We start from the raw sequence: 16257 nt of genomic DNA on the forward strand, positions 1-16257 counted from the left end.
TGCGGTTTCATTGTACCAGCAATGGGTGCAACAAGCGTTGCGGCTGCGCTGCTGGATAAAATGGTTGGCGCACGCGATGAATATAAAATACGCAGATGGACGCGCTAAATCGCGTATAATTCTCGATGATTATTTTTAACACAATGGAGCGATTATGTATTCTGAAGACGATAAAGACAACGATCAGCGGTTTGTATTGGGCTTGCTGGCAGGGATTGTGACCCTATTGGTCGGTAGCGTGATTACGTTTGGCGCCTACGTCGGTAGCGGTGGTGGTAGTGATGCGGCCAAAGCAGGCGCAGCCGGAGCAAACGGAGCCGCAGCCACCGCGACAGCAGCACATGGCGCAGCAGCAACCGATGCCAACGCGACGACAGCAGCAGCGACTACCGATGCCGGCGCAGCGGCAGCCACTGGTGCAGCAGGTGCGGACGAAGCCAAAGTCGTGGTTGAAAACGGCGTGGTGAAATTCTACTTCGCTTCGGGTAAATCCGATCTGGCCAAAGGCGGCAACGAAGCATTGGCCGAAGTGGTCAAAGGCGTGAAAGCTGGTCAAAAAGCCGTGATCTCCGGCTACCATGACAGCACCGGCAATCTGGCGCAGAACCAAGAATTGGCGAAAAAACGCGCGTTTTCGGTGCGTGATGCATTGGTCGCGCTGGGCGTACCTGCGGAACAAATCGAATTGAAAAAACCGGAACAAAGTGCCGGTAGCGGCGACAACGCCGAAGCGCGTCGCGTGGAAGTGGTGTTGAGCAAGTAATTCAATTGCTCCGCTCAGCAAAAAGCCTCTCGAATTTCGAGAGGCTTTTTTATGGCTGATGCTTCAGTTTTTAATTACTCACACGAGTTCCTGCAGGTGGGGTGAAGCTGAAGGTTCCTGCGGACACGCCCGGATTTTTGGTAAAGCCGGAGAAGAACAAAATCGTGGTCTGACCCAAGTTATCGTACAGCACCACTGCATCCGGCACGCCGTTTTTCATGCCGATGTTCACGCTGGAGAAGCTCGATTGTCCTTTCGGTTTGGCATGTACCCAGCTACGACCGTCGCGCTCGCCTGCGTCGGTCAAGGTGAAATTCTGTGACAAATCACCGCTGCCGAACAACACTGCGGCAGGTGATGAGCCGATGGCGCTGCCCAGTGAACGCTTGGTCACCTGTTTCAAATCTTTGTCGTACATGGTCAGGGTTTTACCATCGCTGACCAAAATTTGTTGATACGGTTTGCTGTAGGTCCAGCGAAATTTACCCGGACGTGAGAATACGAATGAACCGGAGCTGGATTTCACGCTTTTACCTTTGACCTGCTGGGTGAAATTGCCCGAGGCCGATTTAAAATCCTTGTTGAAGTTTTGCAAATCTTCAATCGCACCGGCTTGCGCCATGCCGATGGCGCCGGCGCACAGCCCCAGCAGAATCGCTGTGCGTGCAACATAAACGGTGTGTAGACGATTTTTGAAAAATTTCATGTAAATCCTTTCATGGTTGCTTGTCTTTGATGTGCCTTTTTGTGAACGGACGTGAATCAACGTGCATAACGTGCATAACGTGTATAAACGTGCGTAAACATGAAAAACGGCTGTTCACTGATTTTGCTCTGCGCTACCGCGTTTGAGGTCGCGTCATTGGCAAGCACGGGCATACTAACAAATAAATCGGGAGAAACGTTGACCATTTTTGTCGAGAAAAGCATAACTTTACACTGATGGAGACATTGTGCGCAGTGATCGACCGGTGCTCCATACCTTGTACAATTGAGCGGGCTGCGCATTATACCCGTGATCGTCCGTGTATATGAAACAGCGGAGCGAGCACAATCGACAAAGCTGAACAAGAATACCCATGACAGGATAAAATGCGATAAAACCGTTGAAACTAAAGGGCTATTTATGGCGAACAACATCAATGCAGAGCAAATCAAACTGGTCTTTTTTGATATAGACGAAACCTTGTATGTCAAAGATAAAGCCTATGTTCCGCCCAGTGTGTACACCGCCATTCGCAAGCTCAAGGAGAACGGCATTGTCCCGGGAATCGCCACGGGTCGCGCGCGCGGCGTGTTTCCGCGTGTGATTAATGAGCTGATCGAACAAGAAAACATTGACATGATGGTCACCATCAATGGTCAGCACAACAGTTATCAAGGCAAGGTGATCGAGCGCCATCCGATAGCCATCGCCAAAATCGAGCGACTGATTGAATTTTTCGAGCAGCACCGAATCATTTACGCGTTTATCAGCAACGACCGCATTGCGGTATCGGGCATCACACCGGAGATGCAAGCGGCGCTGAACCCGATCACTACTGATTATGTGGTGGACAAACAGCATTATCGGCAGCATGAGGTGTATCAGATGCTGGCGTTTTACGACGCCAGTCAGGACGCACAGATTCAAGCGTCTGGGGTTTTGGGAGAGGATCTGAAAGTTCTGCGCTGGCATGAATACTCGGTGGATGTGCTCGAAGATGCCGGCTCGAAAGCGCGCGGTATCGATACCATTGCGCGGCATTTGGGCTACACCGCTGCCAATGTGATGGCGTTTGGCGACGGCATCAATGATCGCGAGATGATTGCGCATGTGGGGCTGGGCGTAGCGATGGGCAATGCCATTCCCGAACTAAAACGAGTTGCCCAATACGTCACCAGTGATATTGAGGACGATGGGATACTCAATGCGTTGGTTGCTTTGGGAATGATTGATGGATTTGAGCGGTAATTTTAAAAATGATTTCAAGATTGCACCCGCAAAGTGGGCGGCATCGTACCCGTCCAGTTCTGAAAGGCGCGGAAGCATGAATGGGATTTTCAAAGTCCCATCAACAAAAATCGCGTTTACTTAGGCGTTGAGTCTTGATCCTCCGATTGAGTCACTGTTCCGTGTTGCGCCAGCCGCGCGGCCAGGATGCTGAGGGCGGCGTAGGCTTCGCCCAGCGTGGCGTCGTGTGCGGTCAGGGCGGTGGTTTGGGCTTGTACCACAGCGGTGTCGCCGCGAGCGGCGGGGCCGGTGAGTGCCGCTTGGGAGCCGAGGGCTTGCAGGTTAGCGGCGGCGCGTTGCACGAAGCCGTTGCTCAGAGTGGGTACATATTCGGCGGGTACGCCTGCGTGTTGCCACAGTTCGCTGGCGGCGGCGTGCAGCACGGGCAGGAAGTTGCTGGCGAGCACGGCGGCGGCGTGGTAGAGGGGTTTGGCTGCGGCGGCAAGGGTGAAGCACTGCGCGCCAATGGCATGGTAGGCACGTTCGGCTTCGGTGCGGGCGATGGCATCGCCTTCCAGCGCGCACAGCGTGCCGGGGAACTGGCTTACCGATTGAGCCACTTGCGCAAAGCTGAAGGCGGGGTGTGTGCTGGCGGTGTGCCAGCCTTGTGCCGCCAGCGGCGCTAATAAATCAGCAGACCAGTAGCCGCTGGCGTGCCAAGCGATGGCGGGCGAATGGTGTAGTGCCGCCAGCGCGTGTGCGGCGGCACTGATCTGTCCATCGGGCACGGCCAGTAGCCAGACGTGGGCGGGCGGCATGTGCGCCAGCTGTGCCACGGCTTGGCCGGCGCCGATTTCGGCCACGGCGGCTTGGGCGCTGGCGGTGCTGCGGGTGTGCACGGCCTGCACGGTGTAGATGCTGTGGATATGCCACAGATGCGCGAGTGTGCGACCGAGGTGACCCGCGCCAATCAGATTCAGGGTGGGGGCGGTGTGTTGTGTCATGGTATGAGTATGGTTGTGGATCGTGGATCCGTGGCTACTCGGTGCGAGTTGCCGTAGGATGGTTTGGTTCAAAAAACGCGCACGCCACGGATTCTTCACGAGTGCGGGCGAACGGCGGCAGGCTTTGCCAAATGCGTCCACCGTACTTTTTGGTCACCAGCCGTGTGTCGCAAATCATCAGCACACCACGGTCGGATTCCGAGCGAATCAGTCGCCCCGCGCCTTGTTTGAGGTTGATGACCGCTTGCGGTACTTGATAGGCCATGAAGCCATTTTCGCCGCGCTCCTCGATCACTTTTAAGCGTGCCGCCAGCACCGGATCGTCCGGCGGCGCGAACGGCAGTTTGTCGATGATGACCAATGATAATGCGTCGCCGCGCACGTCCACGCCTTCCCAAAAGCTTTGCGAACCGATCAATACGGGATTTTTCGCCGAGCGGTATTGGTTCAGTAGCTCGGTACGCGAGGCTTCGCCCTGAATCAACACGGTCCAATCCAGACCGTGTTCTTCAATTTGTTCGGTCAGCCACGCGCCGTAGCGTTTGACCGCCGCCAAGGTGGTGCAGAGCAAAAACGCACGGCCATTTGAGGCGCGTAGCATCGGCCAGATTTTTTGCAATACGGCATTGCCGTAGCTGCGCTCGTGTGGCTCGGGCAGGCCGTTGGGCACATACAGCAGGCTTTGTTGGGCAAAATCAAAGGGGCTGTCCCACGCGGCAGTGTGCGCGTCGTTCAAACCCAATTGTTCTTTGAACAGGCCAAAGTCGCCGCGCACCGACAGGGTGGCGGAGGTGAAAATCCATGAGCGCGGATGCTCGGATTCGCGCTGGCGCGTGAACGGCTCGGCGACCGACAGCGGCGTGGCGTTCAGCCGCACGGTGTGCGAAAACGCCTCGACCCAGCGCACCATGTCGCTGCTGTTGATTTGTCGCCACTGCGTGAATTTTTCGGCCAATTCTTGCAGACGCACCGCTAATTGTTCAATGGTTTCGGCGCGCTCGGTCGCTGGTTCGATGGTTTTGAGCGTGTTCTCAATCGTGCTGTGCAAATGATCGAGCGCGGGCCAAATCGGTGAGGTGTCGGGCAGTTGCGCCACGCTCCAGCGGCCATTATCGCCACAGGCAATGCGCACGTCTTTCGCCGCGCGCTCCAGTGTGTCTTTGACCTCGCGCCAATCGGTCGCGTCGCGGGCGTGGGTGATGCCCTCGGCGAGCAAATCACGCGCCAAATCAATCACTTGTGCCGTAGATACCTGCTGGCCAAAAAACACGCTGGCGACTTCGGGTACTTGGTGCGCCTCGTCAAACACCACGGTGTTGACCGCGGGCAGCAGCTCGGCAATGCCTTCTTCGCGCAGCATCACATCGGCAAAAAATAAATGATGATTCACCACGATCACGTCGGCGGCCTGCGCGTCTTTGCGTGCCTGCATGACGAAGCATTCTTTGTGGTTCGGACAATCCGAGCCGAGGCAGTTTTCGCGGGTTGAGGTCACTTGCGACCAGACCATCGCGTCATCCGGTATGTCCGGCCACTCGGCTTTGTCGCCGCGTTTGACGTGGTGTAGGTCTTTTTTGATGCGCTTGAGGTGCTTGGCATCGTCGCGTCCGAGCAGACGGCCATTCATCAACACACGGTCGAGATGATAATGGCAAACGTAATTGGCGCGGCCTTTGAGCAGGGCGATGGTCACGGGTGCGCCGAGCGCGTCGCGGATGGTCGGCAGATCGCGTTCAAAGAGTTGATCTTGCAGGGTTTTGGTTCCCGTTGAGATGATGGCTTTGCCGCCCCACAGCAGCGTTGGAATCAGGTAGGCGAAGGTTTTGCCCGTGCCGGTTCCGGCTTCGAGTATCGCGCTGCTGACGTTGTTCAGGGCGTGCGTGACCGCCTGCGCCATTTCGAGCTGCTCAGGGCGGGCGTTGAAATATGGCAGTTTCTGCGCGAGCGTACCGCTCTCGCCAAAGATTTGTTCGAGTTGGTGGGATTGGTTGAAAGGTAATTTGAGTGAGGACACGGGCGGTACTTATGGTGAGTTTTTTGTAAAGTCGGTTGGATTATGGTGTGGCATTGAGAATACTGAGGTAATTTTCAATGTCTTTCGGGTCTTTCATCCATTCCCGCAGTACATCTTGATAGTACTGACATTCTTTTTGATATACCTCTGGGCTATACTGGTATTTATTCGGAGTGCTTTGGACTTCTGCCTGAATTTGTGGGTAATACGGTGAGGCGAGTAACAGCTGTCGATAGTGTGGATAGCTTGTCCAAAATTGCTTGACCAGTTGTTGGTGTGCCATGCGTTGCGGCCGTGGAACGGCAGCGCAGTAAACCAGCATATCGTCCGTCAGTTCGTAGATGCGCCGTAGTACATTGAGTTTTTTAATTTCAATTTGTTCGGCGGATAGAGCTGCGGGCGTGGTCGGGCTGGGGGGCAATGTGGTGGTTGGTTTCTTGGTCGAGGATGCCGCTGGCACACCCGCTTGGAACTCTGGGACACGATTTGGCGAGCTGACGCAGGCGCTGATGAAGGCAATGGATAGTAATGGTATCCAAAATAAGCGACGAGGCATTTTTCTCTCCCAAAAAGATTACGAAATGAGTTGAAGTCAGGTCAAGCGAGGGCGCAGGAGGCGTGTGTTGCGCTGTTTGCGAGTGTCAGGGCGCTTGCTCGATGGCTGGCTGTGGCTGTTGTGCCTTTAGGATGCGCTGTCTTTTGATTTCCTCGATGCGCTTGACTTTTGCATTGTAATCTTCGACGTTCTGCGCACGCTGGGCGGCTTTGGCGGCTTCTTGGGCTTTGGCTTGCGCGAGTTTTTCGGCGTGGGCTTTTTGTCGCGCCGCGTATTCGGCGGCGTTGCGCGCGCGTTCAGCCGCTTTGGCAGCTTCTTTTTGCTGATAAGCTTTTACTTTTTGCATCAGGGCGACACGCTGTTGCTCTGCTTGTGCTTGGCGAATGTAGAGGCGCGCCGCGCTGCGTTCGATTTGCGCTTGATCCCAAATTTGGTTGCGGATGTTGGCTTGCTGATCCAAGCAGCGATTGACAAAAAATTGTCGGTAGCAGGCGGCTTGGTTGTTTTTGAGTTCGATATCGGCTGCGTTTTGGCGGGCAATGGCGTCGCGCTCAATCTGCTCGGCTTGCGCCATGTTGTTGATTTGGGCGGCGCTGCTTTGCAGATTTTGCGGGGACAGCGGGTCGTTGGCGATGGTTGATTGGGTGTGTTGTTGTGTATTGGCGCAGCCCAATAGCAGTAAAGCGGCGCAAATTGTGGCACAATACGCGGCTGTTTTTCGGATGCTCTGCGTCCGAAAAGTATTTGAGTGAACACTCAATGAATGAATTAACCGCTTGATTTTTAATAACATAAATGGATACACCGATGAATGCTGTCGCCAATGAAACCCTTGCAACTACCACAGTCGCCACGGCCGAAGAAACCTTGAAGGCTCGTATTATCCCCCAAATCGCCAGTGATTTGGGAATTCGTGTCGCGCAAGTGATGGCCGCCGTGCAATTATTGGATGAAGGCGCGACGGTGCCGTTCATTGCGCGTTATCGTAAGGAGGCGACCAATGGTTTGGATGACACGCAGTTGCGTGATTTGGACGAGCGCCTACGTTATTTGCGCGAATTGGAGGAGCGCCGTAGTGCGATTTTAAAATCCATCGATGAGCAGGGTAAATTGACCACGGAGTTGCACGCGGCGATTGATGCGGTGATGACCAAGCAATTGCTCGAGGATTTGTATCTGCCGTATAAGCCGAAACGTCGCACACGGGCGCAAATCGCTCGCGAAGCGGGCTTGGAGCCGTTGGCGTTGGCATTGTTGGCCGATCCGACGCTCAATCCCGAAACTGAGGCGGCGAAATATTTCAACGCCGAAGCGAATATCAACGATGCCAAAGCGGCGCTGGACGGCGCGCGTGATATTTTGGCCGAGAATTTTTCGGAAAGCGCCGAATTGCTGGCGCATCTGCGGGGCTATTTGAACAAAAACGGTGTGGTCTATGCGAGCGTCATCGAGGGCAAGGAGGCCGAAGGGCAGAAGTTCCAAGACTACTTCGCCTACTCCGAAAACTATGCCAGCATTCCGTCGCACCGCGCGTTGGCGATGTTTCGCGGGCGCAACGAGGGCGTGCTGAGTGTGCGTTTGGGATTGGACGAATCATTGGAGTCGCAAACGCCACACCCATGCGAAGGTTTGGTCGCGCAGCAGTTTAATATCAAAGATTTAGGCCGTGCTGCCGATGCGTTTTTGCTCAACTGCGCCCGCTGGGCGTGGCGCGTCAAACTGCAACTGCACCTGGAAACCGAATTACTCGGCACGCTGCGCGAAGCGGCAGAAACCGAGGCGATCAATGTTTTTGGCAAAAACCTGCGCGACTTGCTGCTCGCCGCACCAGCGGGGCAAAAAGCCATCATCGGTCTGGATCCGGGCATTCGCACGGGCGTGAAGGTCGCGGTGATCGACGCGACCAGCAAACTGCTGGCGACCGACACGATTTACCCGCACCAGCCGCGTAATGACTGGGATGGCTCGATCAATGCCTTGCTTAAACTGGTTAAACAACACAACGTCGGGCTGATCGCGATTGGCAACGGCACAGCCAGCCGCGAAACCGAAAAACTCGCTGCAGACGTGATCAAAATCGTTGGTAATGGCGTGCAAAAAATCGTCGTGTCCGAAGCAGGCGCATCGGTGTACTCCGCTTCCGAGTTGGCCGCCAAAGAGTTTCCGGATTTGGACGTATCCTTGCGTGGCGCGGTGTCGATCGCGCGTCGATTGCAAGACCCCTTGGCCGAATTGGTCAAAATTGATCCGAAATCCATCGGCGTGGGTCAATATCAGCACGACGTGAATCAGCGCGAATTGGCGCGTGCACTCGATGCCGTGGTTGAGGATTGCGTGAACGCGGTGGGTGTGGACGTGAATACCGCATCGGCGCAGTTGCTCGCGCGCGTGTCCGGCCTGAACACGGTACTGGCGAAAAACATCGTCGAATACCGTGAGGCGAACGGCGCGTTCGTCAATCGCCAATGGCTGAAAAAAGTGCCGCGTCTGGGTGAAAAGACCTTTGAACAAGCAGCAGGCTTTTTGCGCATCAATGCCGATACGGATAACGCCGAGATCAATCCGCTGGACGCCTCCGCCGTTCACCCAGAAGCCTATCCCGTGGTTGAACGCATTTTGGCGCGCATTCAAAAAGGCATCAAGGACGTGATGGGCACCAAAGAAGCGCTCAAAGGCATTTCGCCGAGCGAATTCACCGATGAACAATTCGGCTTGCCCACCGTTATGGATATTTTCAACGAGCTGGAGAAACCTGGGCGTGATCCGCGTGGTGAATTCAAAACCGCGACCTTTAGCGATGGCGTGGACAGCATCAAAGATCTGCGCGAAGGCATGGTGCTCGAAGGCGTGATTACCAACGTGGCGAATTTCGGCGCATTTGTCGACATTGGCGTGCATCAGGACGGTCTCGTACACATCTCCGCATTGTCCAATACCTACGTCAAAGACCCGCGTGAAGTGGTCAAAACGGGGCAATTGGTCAAAGTCAAAGTCATGGAAGTGGACGTGGCGCGTGCGCGAATTGGCTTGAGTATGCGCTTGGACGACGAACCGGGCGCAGCAGGGGGCGCACCTAAAGAACGCGGCGAGCGTAGAGAGCGTGGAGGGCGTGAAGATCGCCCGAATAACGGACAACGCAGCCAAGATCGCCGTGGTGCAGGCCATTCGCGCGCGAACGACGCCGGCCAAACCGCGATGGCAGCGGCGTTTGCCAAACTCAAAAGGTGATGGCGGGTTGACTATGTGCTGATTTTGGGTTGATGCGCGTTGCGTTGGTATGGTTCGCAACAATAAAAGCGTTGAATAAAGAGTGGTATTTAACAATACCACTCTTTATTGGGCTTAATGGTAAATTGGTAATACCATTTATTTTATATTTTATGGTATAATAATGAAATAAAATCTATTGTTAATGAATAATTATTCTGTTTTTTGTTAATTAAGCAGATTTATTTTTAAATGTACTTTTAATGTTAAGGAACTATTATAAAAAAATCACAAAACACATTATGGTTGGTTTCAGTTGCGGCGGCGGTTGCTTTGAGCGCATGCGGTTCAGGCGGTAGCGGCTCGGGTGTTTCAAACAGCAATCCCACCACACCGACTCCCCCGACTAAGCCGACTGTAACTGAGTTTAAACAAGCCGGCTATGGTTCACAAGGCACCGCCAGTACCAATTTGGCCGCCGCTACCTCGGATGGTGCGAAGTATACCTACCAATACGAAGGCAAAACATTGGATATCACTCTGCCGAGTACCAAAGCGGGTACTGTAGTTAGCTCTACCGATGGCAGCGGTTTGACGACTGCTGTGGGTGGGTCGACCTACAGTTACTCACGTTTTGGTTCAGTTTTTTCAAAAAACCAATCATCTCCGTCTGAAGTGTTCTCGGTTGGTGTACCGACCAGCAATATGCCTACTACCGGCAGCGCTCAGTACAAAGGTTTGTTACTCGGCGACGGCATGACCTCCGATCGCCAAGCATTCCACACGCAGTTTGATGTGTCGTTCGCCAATAAGACCTTGACTGGAACGGGCAGTACCGTTGATGGTGTGCAAGTGTACGAATTCCGTGATGGCAAGATTCTGAATAATACTTTTGCCGGTGTATTTGCACATCCTGCCGCAGATACTGCAGGTACATTTGCTGGTCAATTCTTTGGTCCGAATGCCGCGGAATTGGGTGGTTATGCGCATGGCCAAGAAGGCTACACTTTCTCGTTTGGTGCGAAAAAGCAGTAATTCAATCGCTACACAGTGCGTTCAATATATTCGGGTTTAAATAAAGCAACTTACATCGAGAGATTGAGTTGCTTTTTGCTTCAGTTTTAGTTAGCCTATAGTCTTAATTTTAGATTGAACTAAAGGAAGGATGATATGAAGAGAATGACTTGTACGACGACGATCTTAGTAACTTTGGTTTTAGCCGCATGTGGTTCTGGTGGCAGCGGTTCGGGCGTATCTTCATCGGGTAATTCTTCTATTTCTGTGGTTACGTTGCCTCCTGTAGCTTCGCCATCAGATTCGAGCGTGAGTTATTTCACTATGACGGGTGGTAACAAAGAACAGACCTTGAGCTTTGATGAGGCAAACATTAAAACAGTGATTATTGGCGGAGAAAAGCTGGATATTGGCAGTTACAAAGCGGGCTTCAATAACCAGTGGGTAATGCAGACAGGTGGTGTTTCTGCGGGTAGTAATGAGCATAACGGCTTTACGCCACAGAGTATTTATGCGTACACTGAACAAGCGGATTATATTGTAGGTATGCTCATGAAGGACAATGTTTGGTATGCGTTTTACAATGGAAAGCCAACCGATGTGGCTAATATGCCAAACTCAGGGATTGCTCAGTATAAAGGTGGTGCTACATTAGAATCAGGCTGGGGTGCAGGTACTGGTAGTTCTTTTAGTTCTTTAATGCCTGCTGGTACTGATATCTCTGTGGATTTTGGTAATAAGAAATTGACAGGTTCGATTGCACGTAGTGATCGAGATGGTGGGGCGATTCAGTTAAATGCTAATGTAATCGGCAACTCGTTCAAATCATCTAGTGAGGCCTCGGTACAAACCAAGGGACAGTTTTTTGGCTCGAATGCAGAGCAATTGGGCGGCGTTTTTAAAGAGGCCAGCACTTATGCGGTGGGCGCTTTTTATGGGGTAAAACAGTGAGTTGTAGTTTTAATCGCATCGTATTTCAATTGCAATATTCTAAAAAAAGCGAGAGGACTTCTCGCTTTTTTTGTAGTTCCATACTTTTTTCAAATACTGTCAAACTGGTTTTGGCTGGTTTAGGGGTAGGTTGGTACGGCGTGACACATGGGCAGGAAGTAATAATTCCCGAGCCTGCGGCGGTTGGTATATCCAATACACTTGATCCCAATGTAAAATTTGGGGAGAAAAATCAGCCTTCTCAAGAAGTTCAGCTGACGGATGAGCAGTTGTCTGCTAATCCGCTCCTTTTGGCGCAGACTCTGGATGCGGCGATTCAGCAACATAAATGGTCTATCGCAGCGCATTTATTACCTTTGTATGCGCAGGTCTCGCCACGAGATGAAACGCTGCTGTCGTTTGCACGGGCGCGTTTGGCGCATGCGCGTGGTCAGTATGTGCAGGCAATTGATGCTTATCGAGCGATTTTGGCGGATAAACCGACACTGACCCCGATTCGTTTGTATTTGGCGCAGGCGTTGTTTGAGAATCAGCAAAATGAGGCGGCGGTTTTTCAGTTTGAGAAAATTCGCGCGGATCAGCCACCGGCTGAGGTGGTGCAAACCGTTGAGCAGTATCTGACGGCGATTCGTCGGCGCAATGCTTGGCGCGTGGATGGTTGGTTGAATTATCTGAATGATAATAACGTGAATAATGCGCCCAGTGAGCGTGAAATTAGGGTTAATGGAGTAAAGCAAGCATGGGTTTTAACACCTGATAGTTTGCCAAAAAAGCGCAGGGTTTGGGCTATGGCGTGAATGTTGCGCGCGATGTGTATGTGTCCGATCAAAACGCGATCACGGGCAGCGTGAGTGTGAATGGTAAGTCATATTGGAACCAACATGCGTATGATGATTTGATTGCGCGGGCAAATCTGGGCTATCAGCGACAAACGGCGCGCTACTACGCGGCAGCGGTGCCGTTTTATCAGCAGCGTTGGTTTGGTAATCGCGCGTATTCGCATACCTATGGTGTGCGCTTGAGCGGCTCGTACATCGTCAAACCGGATTGGCAAGTCGGTGGTGCGTATGAGTATGGTCGCAACCGTTATGACGAGCGCCGATATTTGGATGGTGATTATCATTTTGTTTCGCTCAGCGCGAGTCACGCCTTCAATTCGACCACGCAACTGGTGTTGGGTATGGATTTGACCCGCGATCAGACGCAGGATGCAAGTGATTCCTCGTGGCGTACGGGTGTCAGGGCGGGCGTGACGCATGATTTTGCTTCGGGGTTTTCGGCGCAGTTGCAAGGCTCGATGGCGCGCAAGCGGTTTGACGAGCCGAATTTTTTCGGGGTGCGCAGACAGGAGCGTGAGTACAACGGCACATTGACACTGTGGAATCGCCGTTGGTATGTCTGGGGTGTGATGCCGAAGCTGAATTTTGAGGCGCAAAAAACCACCAGCAACATCAGTTTGTACGCTTATCAAAAGCAGCGGGTGTATCTGAGTTTGGATCGTCGGTTTTGATTCGTGGCGACGATTCAATAAAAACACATGACTGACGGGGGATTTTCCCGTAGAATATGGCTGAAAAGCACAGGGTGCATCGAAAGCCATTCGCCCGCCCCATCATATTTATAAAACACGCCTTTTCAATCATTGTTAAGGCGTGTTTTTTTGTGTGGTTTTGTATGACGTGTGATGCGCTGCTGCGGTGCAATCCTTGAATAATGGATGTCAATTTATGAGTACAAATGCGTGGGTTTTGCCCGATCAGATTTCCGATGTGTTGCCACGACAGGCGCGCACCTTGGAAGCTTTGCGTCGTGGGCTGTTGGATTTATTCAAGCGTTATGGCTACGAGCTGGTGATTCCGCCGCTGGTGGAGTATACGGATGCGCTGTTGGATGATGAGGATGATGATTTGAATCTGCGCACGGTGAAGTGGGCGGATCAGTCGACGGGTCGTACGCTGGCAATTCGCGCGGATATGACGCCGCAGGCAGCGCGTATTGATGCACACTTGCTCAATCGCAGGGGCTTGACGCGTTTGTGTTACTGCGGCTCAGTGTTTCATGCGCAAGCGGTGGGCTTGCTGACTTCGCGCGAGCCGCTGGTGGTCGGCGCGGAGTTGTACGGTCATCAGGGTTTGGAGGCCGATGCGGAGATTCAGACCTTGTTGATCGAGGCGTTGAAATATTCCAAATTGCCCGGCGTGCGTTTGGATGTGTCGCATGCGCAGATCGTGCGTGCGATTCTGGCCGATGTGCCAAGCGATCTGTTGAAAAATACGGCGGATGTGTACGCTGCGTTGCAGGCTAAAGACAGCGCTGCTTTGCGCGTGTGTACGCAGGATTATCCGGAGTCGGTGTGCGCGGCGCTGTTGGCGCTGCTTGATTTGTACGGCGGTGTGGAGGTTTTGGCGCGCGCGCGTGAAGTGTTGCCGCCGCATGAACGCATTATCCAGTCGTTGGATGAGTTGGCGATTTTGGCGCAGCTCGATACCGATGGCGTGGTGCAGTTTGATTTGGCGGATTTGATCGGGTATAGCTATCACACCGGAGTGATGTTTGCCGCGTATTGCGCGGGTATGCCGAATGCGATTGCGCGCGGTGGCCGCTACGATCGAATTGGCGAACGCTTTGGTCGTGCGCGTCCGGCAACAGGTTTTTCGCTGGATTTGCGCGAAATCACGGAGATTTTACCGACCCTGCCGGCGAATAAAGCAATCGCTGCGCCGTGGTTGTTCGATGCGTCGTTACAGGCGGCGATTGCGCAATTGCGTGCGCAAGGCGAAGTGGTGATTCCGCTGCCCGCAGGCGATGCGCATGAAGAGGACGAGTTTGTGTGCGACCGTGAATTGGTGCGCGAGGGCGACGAATGGTTGGTAAAGGCGAAAGCCTGATTTGAATTTAAAACTGAATTGAAGGAAAAGCTATGAGTACGGTACAGCAAGTGAATGCGCAAAGTAATGTGGTGGTCATCGGTACACAGTGGGGCGATGAGGGCAAGGGCAAAATCATCGATTGGCTGAGCGAAACCACGCAGGGCGTGGTGCGCTTTCAAGGCGGTCATAACGCCGGTCACACGCTGATTATCAACGGGCATAAAACCGTCTTGCGCCTGATCCCGTCGGGCATCATGCATGCCGGTCTGCCGTGCTTTATCGGTAATGGCGTGGTACTCTCGCCCGAAGCTTTGTTCAAAGAAATTGGCGAACTCGAAGCCGCCGGCGTGGATGTGCGCTCACGTCTGCGCATTTCCGAAGCCTGCACGTTGATTTTGCCGTACCATATTGCCGTCGATCAAGCGCGTGAAGCCAAGCGTGGTGCCGCGAAAATTGGCACGACTGGCCGAGGCATCGGTCCGGCGTATGAAGACAAAGTGGCGCGTCGCGCCCTGCGTGTGCAGGATTTGTTTGATCCTGAATTGTTTGCGGTCAAACTCAAAGAAACTTTGGAGTTTCACAACTTCATGCTCACCCAATATTTGGGCGCGCCTGCGGTAGATTATCAAAAAACCTTGGACGAAGCCTTGTCCTACGCGGATCAGCTCAAACCAATGGTGGATGACGTGTCTGCGACGCTGTATGAGATTCAGGCCAAAGGCGGGCGCTTGCTGTTTGAAGGCGCGCAAGGCACTTTACTTGACGTTGATCATGGCACCTATCCTTTCGTGACCAGCTCCAATTGTGTGGCTGGTGCGGCGGCAGCTGGTGCGGGCGTGGGACCTAATCGCTTGAACTACGTCCTCGGCATCACCAAAGCCTACTGCACGCGCGTTGGCGCGGGTCCATTCCCGACCGAGTTGTACAACGCCGACGGCATGAACGACGCCAGTGGTAAACACATGGCTGAAGTCGGTAAAGAATTTGGTTCGGTGACGGGGCGTGCGCGTCGCTGCGGTTGGTTTGATGCGGCTGCGCTCAAACGCTCCATTCAAATCAATGGCGTGACTGGTTTGGCCATGATGAAATTGGACGTGTTGGACGGGTTGCCGGAGGTCAAACTCTGCGTGGGTTATGAAATCGACGGTAAACGCGTGGATTTGCTGCCGCGCGGGGCTGATGAAGTGGCGCGCTGCACGCCGGTGTATGAAACCTTCGCCGGTTGGACGGAATCCACTTATGGTCTGACATCTTGGGATGAGTTACCGGCCAATGCACAGGCGTATTTGAATCGCCTCGAAGAAGTCTGCGGCGTACCGATCGACATCGTATCGACCGGCCCTGACCGTGTGCATACCATCAATAAATCGAAGACATTGTTGTTGGCGTAATCAATGAAAAACCGTTCGTTGAACAGAGGTGATGATGAGTTATTCTAAAGTGTGTTTTTTGGTCGGAATGCTGTGCGCTGCGCCTGCCTTTGCCGATGGTTTTGCAGATCGGGTTACGTTGGCACAACAGGCCATCAAGTCGCCTGAAGGCGCACGATACGATCAATTGTTGATGCCGTATATTCAAACTGCGATCAATTCATGTGTGCGCCAAAATGTCGGCGGTATCAATGGGGTTGTTGGTGGCGAGCAGAAATTCACTTTGGTCGGCGCGGTGCGCGCAGAGGGTATTTTGAGTGATGCTCAGGTTCGCCCACAGACTGCTTTTTCGAACTGCTTTGTCCAAGAGTTTGGCCGCTCGCCTTTGCCGAATTTACATTTGAATGGTATTGGCAGTAAAGCGCCTCATCCGATCGTGGTGAATGTGCGCGTGCGTTTGGCTCCGTGATGGAGCGGGTAATACATCAAACAGCCCTCATTTCGAGGGCTGTTTTTTTAGGAAGCGCGGATTAAGCTCACACCATCCCATTTTCAATTGAAGTGATGAGTTTGAA

15 protein-coding genes are annotated in these 16257 nt (G+C 53.2%); 10 read left to right on the forward strand and 5 right to left on the reverse strand.

Annotation, left to right across the window (positions count from 1 at the left end; all coding sequences use genetic code 11):
- The first annotated feature begins 151 nt into the window (after positions 1 to 151).
- Positions 152 to 763: an OmpA family protein gene (locus tag ACZ41M_RS00180; RefSeq protein ID WP_464732140.1), complete on the forward strand. Its 612-nt coding sequence runs from the start codon at positions 152 to 154 to the stop codon at positions 761 to 763.
- A gap of 70 nt (positions 764 to 833) precedes the next feature.
- On the opposite strand, the gene lolA is transcribed toward ACZ41M_RS00180, so the two are convergent.
- On the reverse strand, positions 834 to 1469 hold the full coding sequence (gene lolA, locus ACZ41M_RS00185) for an outer membrane lipoprotein periplasmic chaperone LolA (RefSeq protein ID WP_464730861.1): 636 nt from the start codon (positions 1467 to 1469) through the stop codon (positions 834 to 836).
- 420 nt (positions 1470 to 1889) lie between these two features.
- On the opposite strand from lolA, the gene ACZ41M_RS00190 reads away from it, so the two are divergent.
- The gene (locus ACZ41M_RS00190; RefSeq protein ID WP_464730860.1) at positions 1890 to 2717 is read left to right on the forward strand and encodes a Cof-type HAD-IIB family hydrolase; all 828 of its coding nucleotides are present in this window, start codon (positions 1890 to 1892) and stop codon (positions 2715 to 2717) included.
- 116 nt (positions 2718 to 2833) lie between these two features.
- Here ACZ41M_RS00190 and ACZ41M_RS00195 read toward each other — a convergent pair whose 3' ends face one another.
- The 4 genes from ACZ41M_RS00195 to ACZ41M_RS00210 form a co-directional block, all read right to left on the reverse strand.
- The gene (locus ACZ41M_RS00195; RefSeq protein ID WP_464730859.1) at positions 2834 to 3700 is read right to left on the reverse strand and encodes a Rossmann-like and DUF2520 domain-containing protein; all 867 of its coding nucleotides are present in this window, start codon (positions 3698 to 3700) and stop codon (positions 2834 to 2836) included.
- A gap of 34 nt (positions 3701 to 3734) precedes the next feature.
- Entirely contained in the window at positions 3735 to 5714 is a 1980-nt protein-coding gene (locus ACZ41M_RS00200; RefSeq protein ID WP_464730858.1) for an ATP-dependent DNA helicase, read from the reverse strand.
- A 40-nt stretch (positions 5715 to 5754) separates the two neighbouring features.
- Positions 5755 to 6270, reverse strand: a complete 516-nt coding sequence (locus ACZ41M_RS00205) for a hypothetical protein (RefSeq protein WP_464730857.1) — start codon at positions 6268 to 6270, stop codon at positions 5755 to 5757.
- A gap of 85 nt (positions 6271 to 6355) precedes the next feature.
- Positions 6356 to 6844: a hypothetical protein gene (locus ACZ41M_RS00210; protein WP_464737475.1), complete on the reverse strand. Its 489-nt coding sequence runs from the start codon at positions 6842 to 6844 to the stop codon at positions 6356 to 6358.
- A 233-nt stretch (positions 6845 to 7077) separates the two neighbouring features.
- On the opposite strand from ACZ41M_RS00210, the gene ACZ41M_RS00215 reads away from it, so the two are divergent.
- The 8 genes from ACZ41M_RS00215 to ACZ41M_RS00250 all read left to right on the forward strand — a co-directional run bounded on the left by ACZ41M_RS00215 (position 7078) and on the right by ACZ41M_RS00250 (position 16151).
- The gene (locus tag ACZ41M_RS00215; RefSeq protein WP_464730855.1) at positions 7078 to 9498 is read left to right on the forward strand and encodes a Tex family protein; all 2421 of its coding nucleotides are present in this window, start codon (positions 7078 to 7080) and stop codon (positions 9496 to 9498) included.
- 285 nt (positions 9499 to 9783) lie between these two features.
- Complete coding sequence (locus ACZ41M_RS00220) at positions 9784 to 10512, forward strand: transferrin-binding protein-like solute binding protein (RefSeq protein WP_464730854.1); 729 nt, start codon at positions 9784 to 9786, stop codon at positions 10510 to 10512.
- A gap of 135 nt (positions 10513 to 10647) precedes the next feature.
- Positions 10648 to 11442 (forward strand): transferrin-binding protein-like solute binding protein, encoded by a 795-nt coding sequence (locus ACZ41M_RS00225; RefSeq protein ID WP_464730853.1) that lies wholly within the window; start codon positions 10648 to 10650, stop codon positions 11440 to 11442.
- The gene (locus tag ACZ41M_RS00230; RefSeq protein ID WP_464737476.1) at positions 11439 to 12239 is read left to right on the forward strand and encodes a tetratricopeptide repeat protein; all 801 of its coding nucleotides are present in this window, start codon (positions 11439 to 11441) and stop codon (positions 12237 to 12239) included. The genes ACZ41M_RS00225 and ACZ41M_RS00230 overlap by 4 nt, the downstream gene beginning before the upstream one ends.
- Positions 12236 to 12952, forward strand: coding sequence for a surface lipoprotein assembly modifier (locus tag ACZ41M_RS00235; RefSeq protein WP_464730851.1), 717 nt, complete (start codon positions 12236 to 12238; stop codon positions 12950 to 12952). Before ACZ41M_RS00230 ends, ACZ41M_RS00235 begins: the two co-directional genes overlap by 4 nt.
- 217 nt (positions 12953 to 13169) lie before the next feature.
- On the forward strand, positions 13170 to 14330 hold the full coding sequence (locus ACZ41M_RS00240) for an ATP phosphoribosyltransferase regulatory subunit (RefSeq protein WP_464730850.1): 1161 nt from the start codon (positions 13170 to 13172) through the stop codon (positions 14328 to 14330).
- A gap of 32 nt (positions 14331 to 14362) precedes the next feature.
- The gene (locus tag ACZ41M_RS00245) at positions 14363 to 15703 is read left to right on the forward strand and encodes an adenylosuccinate synthase (protein ID WP_464730849.1); all 1341 of its coding nucleotides are present in this window, start codon (positions 14363 to 14365) and stop codon (positions 15701 to 15703) included.
- 34 nt (positions 15704 to 15737) lie between these two features.
- Positions 15738 to 16151 (forward strand): hypothetical protein, encoded by a 414-nt coding sequence (locus tag ACZ41M_RS00250; RefSeq protein ID WP_464730848.1) that lies wholly within the window; start codon positions 15738 to 15740, stop codon positions 16149 to 16151.
- Positions 16152 to 16257: the final 106 nt, after the last annotated feature.

This window comes from Puribacter membranae, assembly GCF_055380425.1.

Coding starts and splice junctions, on each gene's coding strand:
- ACZ41M_RS00245 (WP_464730849.1), top strand. CDS start 14,363: ATGAGTACGGTACAGCAAGTGAATGCGCAAAGTAATGTGGTGGTCATC.
- ACZ41M_RS00250 (WP_464730848.1), top strand. CDS start 15,738: ATGAGTTATTCTAAAGTGTGTTTTTTGGTCGGAATGCTGTGCGCTGCG.
- ACZ41M_RS00190 (WP_464730860.1), top strand. CDS start 1,890: ATGGCGAACAACATCAATGCAGAGCAAATCAAACTGGTCTTTTTTGAT.
- ACZ41M_RS00225 (WP_464730853.1), top strand. CDS start 10,648: ATGAAGAGAATGACTTGTACGACGACGATCTTAGTAACTTTGGTTTTA.
- ACZ41M_RS00205 (WP_464730857.1), bottom strand. CDS start 6,270: ATGCCTCGTCGCTTATTTTGGATACCATTACTATCCATTGCCTTCATC.
- ACZ41M_RS00240 (WP_464730850.1), top strand. CDS start 13,170: ATGAGTACAAATGCGTGGGTTTTGCCCGATCAGATTTCCGATGTGTTG.
- lolA (WP_464730861.1), bottom strand. CDS start 1,469: ATGAAATTTTTCAAAAATCGTCTACACACCGTTTATGTTGCACGCACA.
- ACZ41M_RS00210 (WP_464737475.1), bottom strand. CDS start 6,844: ATGGCGCAAGCCGAGCAGATTGAGCGCGACGCCATTGCCCGCCAAAAC.
- ACZ41M_RS00195 (WP_464730859.1), bottom strand. CDS start 3,700: ATGACACAACACACCGCCCCCACCCTGAATCTGATTGGCGCGGGTCAC.
- ACZ41M_RS00215 (WP_464730855.1), top strand. CDS start 7,078: ATGAATGCTGTCGCCAATGAAACCCTTGCAACTACCACAGTCGCCACG.